This is a genomic window from Thalassospira sp. CH_XMU1448-2 (assembly GCF_037027285.1).
Lineage (GTDB): Bacteria > Pseudomonadota > Alphaproteobacteria > Rhodospirillales > Thalassospiraceae > Thalassospira > Thalassospira profundimaris_C.
This window is the reverse complement of sequence record NZ_JAYMEA010000001.1, coordinates 1,243,140-1,256,079: the sequence shown is the minus strand read 5'-3', so window position 1 is coordinate 1,256,079 and position 12,940 is coordinate 1,243,140. Positions and strand designations below refer to the sequence as shown.

Below are 12,940 nucleotides of genomic sequence, written 5' to 3'. Positions count from 1 at the left end.
AAAACAGGTGCCTATCCATGAGCCCAGATTCCGCCAATCAGCAGCCGCGAGGCGAAGTTGCCTACCAAAAGCTTTTGGCGGCCATCCAGCATGGCGAACTCAAACCGGGAACCCGAATCCGTGAAGTGGAAGTTGCCGAAAGGTTCGGTATCAGCCGCACCCCGGTCCGTGATGCCATTCGCCGTCTGGAAAGTGATGGACTGCTAATCCACATGCCAAGACACGGGGCCGTGATCAAAGAACTCGATCATCGGGAAGTAATAGAGCTATACGAGATTCGAGAAGTCCTGGAGGGAACCGCAGCCCGCTACGCTGCGCGTCATGCGTCAGAGCTCGAAATTGCCGAACTTGAAGACCTTAACGAAATGATGCTGAAGAACGGGAAAGACCCGATAAAAGTCGCAGAGGCAAATCGACTGTTTCATCACGCGCTCTATAGAACAGCGAACAATCGCTATCTTATTGACGCACTTAATTCCTTATCGAACTCCATGGCGCTTTTGGGCGGCACAACACTCCAATATGAGGGCCGTCCCGAAAGCGCCTACGAAGAACATAAGGACATAATCGACAACATACGAATGGGCAACGCCGATCAGGCAGATGCTGCAGCACGCCATCATATCCGAAGCGCACAGAGACTAAGAATCAAACTGCTGCGTGAATAATAATACGCCCGGTTGCGCACGAAGAAGCCGGATAACTGGAAACGCTGGCAAGCATGCAAGGGAAGCCGCGACCATATGCATCGCAAGCCGTGTCGTGACACTTTTTGCATGTGCACTGTGCGACCTCTTTAGTCCGAACTTGAATAAGTTCCTTACTTGCTGTCGCGCTGGAATATCCAGTCATGATCCGGGTGGTTCTGGAAACGCCATTTGCGCATCGGACCTGCCATGACATTAAGGTAATACATCTCATATCCATACGGACTGCCACATGGGTGGTGGCCTTTGGGCACGAGGACGACATCCCCATCCGAAACCGCCATGGTTTCATCAAGTTCACCATCTTCGGTAAAGACCCGCTGGAAACCAAAACCCTGACTGGGATTCAGGCGATGGTAATAGGTTTCCTCAAGATAGGTCATGTCGGGATAATTATCCTCGTCATGGCGATGCGGCGGATAGCTTGACCAGTTACCTTGCGGGGTAAAGACCTCGGTCACCAGAAGGCTGTCGGCGATGTCTTTTTCTTCCATCGCAATCGGATGGATGTAACGGGTATTCGCCCCCTTTCCGCGTTCCACCAGCTCGATATTCTCGATCACACGTGCCGGGTAATTGCCCTTGCCCGGTGCGGTACAGACCCCGATTGTGCAATCGGTGGTCGCCACGGCTTTCCAGTTACTTTCATTCGGCGCGTAAACACAGGCTGGCGGTATGCGCTCAAACACGCTCATCCGTTTGCCAAGTTCACCGAAATCCTGATCATCGACCGAAATCTTTGCCTTGCCTTCAACCAGAACCAGAATGACTTCGCGATCACCGGTTACCTCGGCTGCGGTTTCCCCTGCCTTAAGGTGATACAGGCCAAATCCGACATAGTGCCAATTGGCACTTTCGGCTGTGATATCGTGGACCTTGCCCGTGGTGCCGTTGGGTTTTCTGAGCAGATCAGCCATCAGGCGTCTCCTTTATCCAGTCCGGTTTTCCGCGCCATATCCCGAAGCGATTTCAGACCCAATGACTGATATTCAAACGGATTGCGTATTTTGGGGTCCTGCTCAGCCTCGATCACCAGCCAACCGGAATATCCATGCTCGGCTGCGATTTTCAGGACCGGCTCAAACGCAACACCGCCCTCGGCATCGCCGGGCACGGTAAAGACACCACGACGCACGCCTTCAAGGAAACTAAGCCCCTGTTCGCGGACCTGTTTGCTAATCGCCGGACGCACGTTTTTGCAATGGATGTGACCAACGCGATCCATGTAACGCACAGCAAGTTCTTCGGGATCCGCCCCACCAAACCAGGCATGACCGGTATCGAGCAACAGCCTAGTTTTCGGACCGGTATTATTCATGAAGGCATGAATTTCATCAGCCGTTTCTACAATCGTGCCCATGTGGTGGTGATAGACCAGATCAATGCCCTGATCCGCACAATAAGCGGCGATTTCTTCGACATCGGCTCCAAATTTCGCCCACTGGTCATCGGCCAGAACCGGGCTGTCATTCAATGGCGCTTCGTCATTGCCATGAATGGCGTTTGACGTTTCGCAAACAATACAAACCTTGCAGCCCATGGCCTTAAGCAAATCCAGATGCGGCTGGATGGCTTTTTTCTCATCCTCGACCGAATGGGCCAGAAGATTAAGCGAATGCCAACCAGAAACAAATTTCAAACCATGAGGATCAAGGGCCGCTTTAAGAGCCGTCGGCTCGGTCGGCATTTTGTGGCCCTTTTCGATGCCATCAAAACCGATTTTGCCCGCTTCGGACAGGCAGGTTTCAAGGCTGATTTCTGCACCAAGGGTCTGGTCATCATCATTGGACCAAGCAATCGGGTTGGTACCGTAAAGGATCATATTCTTAATCTCCGGGGCGCTGGTTCTTCAGCGCAGCTTCGTAATTTTTGCGGGCTTCGTTCACAGACGGGCGAACCGATACTTCCGGCACCGCAACATCCCACCAATGGCCACCGGCCTCGGTACTTGGCAATGGATCGGTATCAATCACGATGGCGTATGACCGGTCTGCCTTGCGCGCACGCACCATGGCTTCTTCAAGTTCGGTAATTGAAGACACCTTTTCGGCAATCGCCCCCATCGCACCGGCATGTGCGGTGAAATCGATGGCCGACGGTACGGCGTGGCGTGCGGTATCCAGCAGGTTGTTAAAGCTTTCCCCACCGGTTGCCATCTGCAAACGGTTGATACAGCCAAAGCCGCGATTATCAAGGATCACAGTGATGATCTTGTGGCCGAGCATCACGCTGGTCGCCAGTTCGGAATTCATCATCATGTAGGACCCGTCGCCCACCATAACGACGACTTCGCGATCCGGGCACGCCATCTTGACGCCAAGACCACCGGCAATTTCGTAGCCCATGCAGGAAAAGCCGTATTCCACGTGATAGCCGTTCGGCCGGGCAGCTTTCCAAAGTTTGTGCAACTCGCCAGGAAGACCACCAGCAGCACAAACAATAATCGTATCCTCATCGCTGCTACGCTGGACGGCACCGATAACCTGCGCATCGGTTGGCAGGGCATTTCCTGTCGGCATGGCGGTCACGCCATCAACCGTATCTACCCAGCTTTGCTTAAGGGTGGGGTCAACGGCATCTGCGCGATGCTCACCCAGCGCCCCGGTCAATTCCGCCAAGGTTACCTTGGCATCACCAACGACCGAGATCGCACCGTGTTTACGCGCATCATATGCCGCGACGTTAATTGAAAGAATGCGACAGTTCGGTCTTTTAAACAGAGCCCAACTTCCGGTTGTGAAATCCTGAAGACGTGTACCAACCGCAATAATCAGATCGGCATTTTCGGCAATGGCATTGGCGCTGCTTGCCCCGGTCACACCGATCGACCCCAGATTAAGCTCATCATCCCACGGCAGGGCCGATTTCCCGGCCTGGGTTTCTGCCACCGGGATATTGTGACGATGGGCAAAATCACGCAGATCATCACACGCATCGGCATAATGCACACCACCGCCTGCAATGATCAGCGGATTTTTCGCCGATTTGATCGCCGCAATGGCATCTTCAATCTGATCAAGATCTGCGCGCGGACGTGACTGTTTCCAGGTTTTCGGCGCAAAGAAGCTTTCAGGCCAGTCATAGGCTTCTGCCTGCACATCCTGACAGAAGGCCAGCGTCACCGGACCGCATTCAGCCGGATCGGTCAGAACCGCCATTGCGCGGGGCAAGGCTGTCAAAAGGTGTTCCGGGCGGGTAATGCGATCAAAATACCGGCTGACCGGTTTGAAACAGTCATTGGCCGAAATCGAGCCATCCCCGAAGTCCTCAACCTGTTGCAAAACCGGATCCGGCGCACGATTGGCAAAAACGTCGCCCGGTATCAGAAGAACCGGTAACCGGTTGACATGGGCCAGTGCCGCAGCTGTCACCATATTGGTCGCACCCGGCCCGATAGAGGTCGTGACCGCCATGGCGCGTTTGCGATTTGATGCCTTGGCATAGGCAATCGCGGCAAGGGCCATGCCCTGTTCATTATGGCCTCGCCATGTCGGGAAGCTATCCCCCGCCCCATGCAGGGCCTCACCAATTCCGGCGACATTACCATGACCAAATATGGCCCAGCAGCCCCCGAAAAAGCCTTCGCCGTCATGATTGAGCTGTACGCTCAGATACCGCACCATGGCTTGGGCGGCGGTTAAACGAACAGTTTTCATGCCGCTCCTCCCGATTTCTTGCGCGCCGCGTCCCACGTTTCACAAAGGGCGCGATATTTTTGGACCATCGATGCAATGGCCTGATCATCATCGATCGTACCTTTAAACCAGTCGCGCGCAACATCGACAAAGATGGTCCGCCCGACGGCAAAGCCTTTGACCATGTTAAAGCGTGCTGCGACTTCGAAACTTTCCACAAGCTCTGCCTCGGGTGCGTCAAGACCCAGCACCACAATGCCCCGACAATAAGGATCATTTTGGGCAATGGCGTCACAGGCATTGCGCCATGCTACATCCGACTTCATCGGCTCAAGCTTCCACCAGTCGGGATAGACACCGATCTCATAGAAACGTTTGATTACCTTTGCCGTTGTCTGATCGTCACAGTCGCGTACTTTTGACGGAATAACTTCAAGCAGGAATTCCAGCCCGTTGCCACGTGCTGCATCGGCAAGACGGGTGATGGTTGCTTCCTGACTGGCCTTGGTCACATCGTCATCATCAGGATGATAGAAGCACAGAACCTTGACCACATGTTCGACCGGCCATTCTGCAAGCTTGCTGCCAAGATCCGGACCAATTTCAAGTTCAAGCGGGCGCGACCCCGGAAGTTCAACCGGTCGCCCGATCCAAAGCCCGGTGCCCGCCGCGGCATAAAGGGCATCCCGCCCCAATCTGCGATCACACAAAATGCCGTAACCTTCGCGCCCACCCGAAACGTCACGGGCCGCGCGCAGGCAAAGCTCCTTGAACGATCCGATACGGTCACGCGAAACGCTGAGCTCATCGGCAAGGTCTTCAAGCTGCATCCGGTGGTCAAAGGCAAAAACGCGCATTTCCGGCCAATGGCCTGTCCGGTTTGTCGACCAATGAATTTGTTCCAGTTCTGCATCGTTGCGCAGTTCCGGTGTTTTCATCCCGCGATCAAAGAAGAATTGCAGTTCTTCCCAGCTGGGATAAGCCGGAGTGCAGCCATGGCGTGACACCGCAAACGCCCCGCATGCATTGGCGTATTTAAGCGACGTTTCCCAATCCTCGTCACTCAGCCAGCCTTTCAACAGGCCTGACATGAAACCGTCACCAGCACCAAGCACGTTAAACACATCAACCGCAAATCCCGGACCGGAGATTCCGTCATCAAGGTTCGCGCCAATCCTGTCGGTAAATGCCACCGCCCCCATCGGACCACGCTTGCAAACAAGCGTCGCATCCGAGATCACCCGAACATTTTCCAATGCCTCGAGGGTATCGGTTGTCCCCCCGGCAATGTGGAATTCTTCCTCGGTGCCGACGATCAGATCAAACAGATGCAAGGTCGCCTGCAATTCCCTGGTCACCGCATCCGAGGCAATGAAACGGTTTTCACCATCCCCGTGCCCGGACAACCCCCAAAGATTAGGACGGTAATCAATATCAAGTGCGGTTTTGGCACCATGATCACGTGCCAGTCTCACCGCTTTAAGGACCGCAGCACGGGTTTTCGGATGCGACAGATGCGTACCAGTCACCGTCACACAGCGTGTACTTGCGATGAAATCGGGATCGATATCCTCCTCGCATAGCGCCATGTCAGCACAGTTTTCGCGATAGAAAATCAACGGAAACTGTTCCTGATCACGAACGCCCAGCAAGACAAGCGCGGTCAGACGTTCAGGGTCGGTAATGACGCCCTGCACATCAACGCCTTCGGCAACAAGCTTTTCACGGATAAAACGCCCCATATGCTCGTCACCGACCCGGGTGATCAGGGCTGATTTAAGCCCCAGCCGCGCTGTCCCGCAGGCCATATTGGTCGGGGACCCGCCGATATATTTATTGAACGACGCCATGTCCTCGAGGCGCCCGCCAATCTGCGCGCCATAAAGGTCAACCGACGATCGTCCGATCGTTATGACATCCAGCCGCTTCATTAAATCGTCCCCCCGAGAGACCCTTCTAGCTCGGCCAGTTCCTGACCACCTGCCATCAGGTCTTGCAACTCTTCCGGTTTGATTTCACCGCGCTTCGCCGTGCCGTGGGTCTGCCCACGGTTCAGGACCGTGAACCTGTCACCCACGGCCATCGCATGACGCACATTATGGGTAATAAAGATGACGCCAATCCCGGCCTTGCGTACCCGGTCGATGGTCGCCAGCACATTCGATGTCTGACGCACACCAAGGGCCGAGGTCGGTTCATCAAGGATCAGGACCTTGGCTCCGAAATAAACCGCACGCGCAATTGCCACCGTTTGGCGTTCACCGCCCGACAACGTACCCACCGCCTGTTCGGGTTCGCGCAGGTTAATCCCCATCGATGACATTTCATCCATGGTCACCTGATTGGCATGTTTGAAATCAATCCATTTGAACGGACCGAAACTTTTGCGCGGTTCACGTCCCATCCAGAAATTGCGGGTAACCGACATCAGCGGGATCATCGCCAGATCCTGATACACCGTTGCAATTCCGGCTTCCATCGCATCACGCGGACTGTCAAAAACGACATCCTGACCGCTTATCCGCATCACACCCTTGGTTGGTTTGTGAACCCCGGACATGGTTTTGATGAAGGTTGACTTACCCGCACCGTTGTCGCCCAGAAGACAGTGACATTCCCCTTCCATAACACTGAAGGAAACACCGCCAAGCGCGATGACAGGACCGAAATGCTTTTCGATATTGTCCATTTCAATCAGAGGCGTGCTCATCACCGTTCTCCCGTAATCATGCGGCGGATATATGTGTTCATGATGACAGCAAAGATCAGAATCCCGCCAAGGAAGACGCGGAAGAGCGAGCTTTCCGCACCGGCAAAGAACAGGCCCTGCTGAACCACACCAAAGATCAGCGCCCCAAGAGCAGCACCAATCACAGATCCATACCCACCGGTCAGCAATGCGCCACCAATGACCACGCAAATGATTGCTTCAAATTCTTTAAGCAATCCACGGTCTGCCGCCGCCGAACCAAATTCCATCACCTGACAGGTGGCAAACACGGTCGCGCAAAATGCGGTAAACATGAACATCAATATTTTAACGCGATTGACCGGAACACCGACATAACGTGCGGCCTGCGCATCACCACCGGATGCAAAAATCCAGTTTCCGAACCGCGTCTTGGTCAAAAGCCAGTGACCAAAAATAATCAGCGCGAACGCCCAGAGAACCAGCATCGGTACGCCTTCGACCACCGGCTGCCCCATGCGCGATCCACGGGTGAATGTATCAATGACGCCAATGTCACCCAACCACTGGAACAGATCTTTCAGGATCACGCCACCAAACAACCAGGCCAGCGGATCTCCTTGGGCCACTTCCTTGACGCCACCGATAATGGTCTGGCGCGTCGTCAGGATCGACAGCCAGATGGTCAGGCCGCGCAAAATGTAAAGAAATGCCAGGGTAACGATAAAACTCGGCAGACCGGTCTTGATAACAAGGAACCCGTTCAGCGCGCCAAGGGCGACACATATAATGAAGGCCGAAATGATCGAAAGCCAGACCGGCAAGCCCCACTGGACAGACAGGATGGCAATCACCACCCCGGCAAAACCGATCATGGAACCGACGGAAAGATCAAACTCGCCTGCAATCATCAACAGACAGGCCCCCACGGCAATGATTGCAAACTGGGCGGAAACCACCCCCCAGTTCTGAATCCCTTCCGGGGAAAACATGCCGCTGTCGCCAGCAATCATGAAGAAGAAAACAAAGACCAGGATCGTACCGCAGATCGCACCGAGTTCGGGCCTGATCATGGCACGGCGAATGGCTGAGACTTGCTTGAGCCGCTCGTCCGACATGGCATCACTCTTTTAGCTGATAGTTTGGGGTGCCAAGGGCGGCCGAGTTGCGCGCCCTTGGCAGGGAGGAAGATTAACGGTATTCGCCAGCGTATTTTTCGACCTGGGCGATATTCTCTTTGGTGATAAAGCCAGGACCTGAATTGATATGACCGGACGGCAGAACGCTGTAACGGGCATAGTTGGTCAGGATGACAACCGGCAGATACCCTTGAAGGTAAGGCTGCTGATCAATCGCGAAATTGATTTCACCGGCCTTGATTGCTTCGGCAATTTCTGACGACAGATCAAACGTGCCAAACATCATTTCACCGGCAAGACCGGCGTCACGAAGGGCAGCAAGGGTCGGATGGGCCGAGTTCGGACCAAGGGTCAGGATCGCATCAACATCCTGATGGGAGTTCAGATACGCACTGACCTTGTTTTTGACTTCCGACGGGTCCTGTCCGCTATCGATCATCTGGCTGCCCAGTTCGACACCAAGGGCGTCAGCAAAGCCACGGCAACGCTCAACAGATGCCGGGTTGGTGATGTAGTGGTTTACACAGACAAAGCTTTTTGCGCCTGCTGCTGCAGCACGTTTACCAGCACCGAAACCGGCATCATATTCCGGCTGCCCAACATGCATCAGCGCACCAAGTTCTTCGGACTGTTCCTGCGTACCGGAGTTAATCGTGATCACCGGGATGCCCTTGTCCACCGCATCGGTAATCGGACCTTTAAGAACGTTAAAGTCCGCGATAGTGACAATGATGCCATCCGGATTTGTTGCAGCGGCCTGTTCAACAATACGGGCCATATCGGCGAGATCGCCGGTCGGCGGGTTACGGTATTCGACTTCTGCACCCATCTGGCCACCCGCGACCTTGATCGCATTCTTGATCACGTTCCACCAGCTATCGGAATCCGGTGCATGGCTGATCAGAACGAATTTTTCATTTTCCGCAGATGCCACACCGGTCATGCCGGTCAATGCAAATGCTGCTGCCGCAATGGCAGTAAGCGCCTTTTTCATCAGTTGCCTCCCTAGTCGGCTGAGAATGTTGGGGTTGTCCCATTCGGATTATGTGATTTCCGGGCAATCGGTCGTCTTCATGCGGCCTTCTTGCCAAGTATGAGGGAACGTAGAACCGTCCCTTTGAAATCCTTGAATAGAATTTTTGTTCTATTTTCTGACAAAATCAACATTTTTTTTCTATTGCACTGCGAGATAGCCCTTTCTGGTACATCACTGAATCATCAGGACTCCCGTAAAACGGGCCCAGACAGCCTGCGAGACGCAAGGAAGCATCCTCTTGCAAAGCTCCCTTTAAAACCCGCAAAAAATCCGGTTTCATCAATCATGTGCACGACTCGCACAATCCCCTGACAGACCAACATTCCAAAACAAAACCGGCGCAGCCTTTTGACTGCGCCGGCGCAAACTCAACCCGCAAAGGTCGCTGATCCCGTCAGGACTTGATTTCCCTTGCGACATCCACTGTCCGCCCCTCGCGTGCGGACAGTGCTGCGGCCTCGGCAACCACAAGGGCATTGATCCCGTCTTTCAGGGGCACAGGAAGATCCCCTTTCCCTTGAACACCCTGAACAAAACTGTCCCATTCGATCTGATAGGCCTTGGCATAGCGTTCAAGGAAGAAATGTTCCGGCTTGGCTTTGGTTGCGCCTGCGCTCGTGATTTTCTCAACGGTATTTTCCAGAACGTTATGGGCAACAAGCAATCCTTCTGCGCCCAGAAACTCGATCCGCTGATCATAACCATAAGCCGCACGGCGGCTGTTCTTGATGACAGCCATGCGCCCGCCCGAAAATTCAAGCGTGGTGATCGCCGTATCAAAGTCACCGGCCTCGCCAATCGCCGGATCAACGATGCTTGATCCGATTGCCGTCACCTTTTCCGGCACAGAACCATAAATCCAGCACGCCATATCAAAATCATGGATCGCCATATCGCGGAAAATTCCACCCGATACCTTGACGTAGCTGACCGGTGGCGGGGCCGGATCGAAGGATGTGATCGACAGCAATTCACCCTTGCCGATTTCACCTTGATCAAATGCGGTCTTCAGGCTGGCAAAGTTCGGATCAAACCGACGGTTAAAGCCAACCATTACCGGCCTGCCATGCGGCTCGCATCTGGCAAGACAATCCACCGCGCGTTTAAGATCAAGATCAACCGGCTTTTCACAAAGAACCGCTTTGCCTGCTGCTGTTGCCGCCTCCATCAGGTCGGCATGGGTATCGGTCGAGGTTGCAATCAGGACCGCATCAATCGCAGGGTCAGCAATGATTTCCTCGGTCGTACGCGCGGCTGCACCATGAGCCTGCGCAAGACTCCGGGCTGCTTCCGGAAACTTGTCCGATACAGCAACCAGTTCACTTTGCGGATGAGCAACAATGTTGACCGCATGGACCTGGCCGATACGCCCTGCCCCCAGCAGACCAATTTTAAGCATTCCGATATTCCTTCCCTTTGGCTTTTTCGCCGTCCTTGCGACAACCATCCCTCACCATCATGCCATGCGCCAGCAAGGTGCCTGCAACCATTGAACATTTTTGGCGATTTCGGGCTGGTCCTGCGGATGTCTTGTGCATCCATTTGTGGTGACACGTGCGCCGTCCACAGACCGCACGAATAGAATATTTATTCCATTAATGTTATTTTTCAATAATTATTTTCCATTCCCCAGCTTGTCGCGCTTGGCCCCGACCGAAACGGCAAGCGCAATAGCCAGTGAAATGGTGGCAGACAATGCCCTGAAGGCTCCGACATCAACCTCGGAAACAGACAACATCAAGGCATCCGTCTTGCGCATCGGCCCGCTTGGTGCATCACTGATTGCGATCACCTTGTTGCCATTTGCATGGGCATAAGCAGCCAGATCGATCGTTTCCTGCGAATAGGGAGCAAAGGTAATCGCGATAACCACGTCCCCGTTGCGGATCGCATGACGGGGATTAAGATTTCCCACACCGTCATGCAGCACAGCGGCGATGTCCATTTTCTCAAAGGCATAGGACAGATAGCTTGCCACCGGGAAGGCACGACGAAATCCGACGACATGGATCATCGGGGCTGCGGCAAGAACATTTACCGCAGTTTCAAGCGTTTCAAGATCAACGGTTGTCGCCAAATTCTCAAGTGACAGGCGCCCGGCCTCGACAAACTCTGCCAGAAGGGCACTTGGGCTGTCGTCGCCAGTTGCCCGCAAATTTTCAAGGCGCGTCGCGTAGTCAGGCCATTTTTGCGCATAGGTTTCCCGAAACATTCTTTGCATGTCAGAGAAACCGGCAAACCCCATCAGCTGACAAAACCGCATAAACGCAGATGGTTGCACACCGGCCCCGGCAGAAAGCTCGGCCACGGTCGATACCGCAATCCGGTCAGTATTTTGCGCGACAAATTCGGCACATTGCCGCAGCCGTTTGGGCATGGTTTCCGATATTTCGGCCAAGCGATGATTGAATTCCTCAAGCGAAACAGGTGCGGTCTGATCACTCATGGCGTTTGTTCTTCCTTTTTTGTTTCTGCTTGACGCAATGTTCGTTCCATGATCATCCATATGAATAGAACAAAAATTCTATTTTGACTAGGCGAGGAGTTCCAATAAATGAAATCTCTTGGGATTGGCCTGATTGGTACGGGCTTCATGGGCAAGGCACACGCGCTGGCATTTGGCGCTGCCCGGGCGGTTATGGGCGATGTTCCGGAGTCTCACCTTGCGGTTTTATGCGACACTCCGAAAGAGAAAGCCAAACAGATGGCTGACCAGTTTGGTTTTGCCAAATGCACAGACGACTGGACGGCTTTGGTTTCAGACCCCGACGTTGATATCGTTTCGATTACCACACCAAACACGCTTCACTTCGACATGGCAATTGCTGCGATCAAGGCCGGCAAGCATGTCTATTGCGAGAAACCACTCGCTTTGACGCTTGATCAGGCGCGCGAGATGCGTGACACCGCCCGCAAAGCAGGCGTAAAGACCATGGTGGGCTATAACTATATTAAAAACCCTGCCTTCTCACATGCGTGTCGACTTGTCCAAAATGGCGAGATCGGTGATATCGTCCATTTCCGTGGTTGGGTAGACGAGGATTATCAGGCCGATCCGGCGTTACCTTGGACCTGGCGCGCCAAACTCGCCGATGCCGGGCTCGGGGCCCTGGGTGACATGGGATGTCATCTTGTTTCAATGGCATACGGCCTCGCCGGACCAATCGACAGCTTGATTGCCGATATGCAAACCATTCACACCACACGCCTGCTTGCAGATGGAACAGGCCGCGCAAAGGTTGAGAACGAGGATACCGCATCAGCATTGGTCAGGTTTACCAATGGCGCTCACGGCAGCCTCTCTACATCGCGTTCCGCTTGGGGACGCAAGAATCGGTTGGCTTGGGAAGTTCACGGCACCAAAGGCATGCTCTGTTTCGATCAGGAGCGCATGAACGAATTGCATCTCTATCGCAACTCCGGTGACAAGGCTCAGCAAGGCTTCACGACCATCCTGACCGGCCCCGCTCACCCGCCTTATGGAGAATTCTGTCCGGCACCAGGCCATCAGCTGGGCTTTAACGATCTTAAAGTGATCGAGGCCTCTGCATTGCTTCGTTCTATCCGGGATGACAGCACACCATACCCAGATTTTGAACATGCTTACGAATTTGAAAAAGCAATTCACGCAATCGCCATCTCTGCGAAAAGCGGCACCAGAGTCTCGCTCTCCGAGGGATGACCCAATATTACTTTAAACGTGTTTTGCTACTCGGGAATGAAAGGATATCGAC

At 53.9% G+C, this 12,940-nt stretch carries 11 protein-coding genes; 2 read left to right on the top strand and 9 right to left on the bottom strand.

Annotated elements, in window-relative coordinates:
* Window positions 1-17: 17 nt before the first annotated feature.
* Window positions 18-668 (top strand): GntR family transcriptional regulator, encoded by a 651-nt coding sequence (locus WA318_RS05675; protein ID WP_336080241.1) that lies wholly within the window; start codon window positions 18-20, stop codon window positions 666-668.
* Between the two features lie 152 nt (window positions 669-820).
* Here the strand turns inward: WA318_RS05675 and iolB are convergent, their stop codons facing one another.
* The 9 genes from iolB to WA318_RS05630 form a co-directional block, all read right to left on the bottom strand.
* The gene (gene iolB, locus WA318_RS05670) at window positions 821-1,624 is read right to left on the bottom strand and encodes a 5-deoxy-glucuronate isomerase (RefSeq protein WP_336080240.1); all 804 of its coding nucleotides are present in this window, start codon (window positions 1,622-1,624) and stop codon (window positions 821-823) included.
* Window positions 1,624-2,529, bottom strand: a complete 906-nt coding sequence (gene iolE, locus WA318_RS05665; RefSeq protein WP_336080239.1) for a myo-inosose-2 dehydratase — start codon at window positions 2,527-2,529, stop codon at window positions 1,624-1,626. The genes iolB and iolE overlap by 1 nt, the downstream gene beginning before the upstream one ends.
* A gap of 4 nt (window positions 2,530-2,533) precedes the next feature.
* A complete protein-coding gene (gene iolD, locus WA318_RS05660) occupies window positions 2,534-4,363 on the bottom strand; it encodes a 3D-(3,5/4)-trihydroxycyclohexane-1,2-dione acylhydrolase (decyclizing) (protein ID WP_336080238.1) in 1,830 nt (609 codons plus the stop codon).
* Window positions 4,360-6,273 carry a bifunctional 5-dehydro-2-deoxygluconokinase/5-dehydro-2-deoxyphosphogluconate aldolase gene (locus WA318_RS05655; protein ID WP_336080237.1) on the bottom strand — a complete coding sequence of 638 codons (1,914 nt, stop codon included), beginning with the start codon at window positions 6,271-6,273 and terminating at the stop codon, window positions 4,360-4,362. The genes iolD and WA318_RS05655 overlap by 4 nt, the downstream gene beginning before the upstream one ends.
* On the bottom strand, window positions 6,273-7,052 hold the full coding sequence (locus WA318_RS05650; RefSeq protein ID WP_114100095.1) for an ATP-binding cassette domain-containing protein: 780 nt from the start codon (window positions 7,050-7,052) through the stop codon (window positions 6,273-6,275). Before WA318_RS05650 ends, WA318_RS05655 begins: the two co-directional genes overlap by 1 nt.
* Window positions 7,052-8,149, bottom strand: coding sequence for an ABC transporter permease (locus WA318_RS05645; RefSeq protein ID WP_114100096.1), 1,098 nt, complete (start codon window positions 8,147-8,149; stop codon window positions 7,052-7,054). Before WA318_RS05645 ends, WA318_RS05650 begins: the two co-directional genes overlap by 1 nt.
* A 73-nt stretch (window positions 8,150-8,222) precedes the next feature.
* Window positions 8,223-9,164: a sugar ABC transporter substrate-binding protein gene (locus tag WA318_RS05640; RefSeq protein WP_114100097.1), complete on the bottom strand. Its 942-nt coding sequence runs from the start codon at window positions 9,162-9,164 to the stop codon at window positions 8,223-8,225.
* Window positions 9,165-9,600: 436 nt separating this feature from the next.
* The gene (gene iolG / locus WA318_RS05635) at window positions 9,601-10,605 is read right to left on the bottom strand and encodes an inositol 2-dehydrogenase (protein ID WP_114100098.1); all 1,005 of its coding nucleotides are present in this window, start codon (window positions 10,603-10,605) and stop codon (window positions 9,601-9,603) included.
* Between the two features lie 216 nt (window positions 10,606-10,821).
* Window positions 10,822-11,652 (bottom strand): MurR/RpiR family transcriptional regulator, encoded by an 831-nt coding sequence (locus WA318_RS05630; protein ID WP_336080236.1) that lies wholly within the window; start codon window positions 11,650-11,652, stop codon window positions 10,822-10,824.
* Window positions 11,653-11,760: 108 nt separating this feature from the next.
* Between WA318_RS05630 and WA318_RS05625 the strand changes: the two genes are divergently transcribed.
* Window positions 11,761-12,888 (top strand): Gfo/Idh/MocA family protein, encoded by a 1,128-nt coding sequence (locus WA318_RS05625; protein WP_336080235.1) that lies wholly within the window; start codon window positions 11,761-11,763, stop codon window positions 12,886-12,888.
* The last annotated feature ends 52 nt before the right edge of the window (window positions 12,889-12,940 follow it).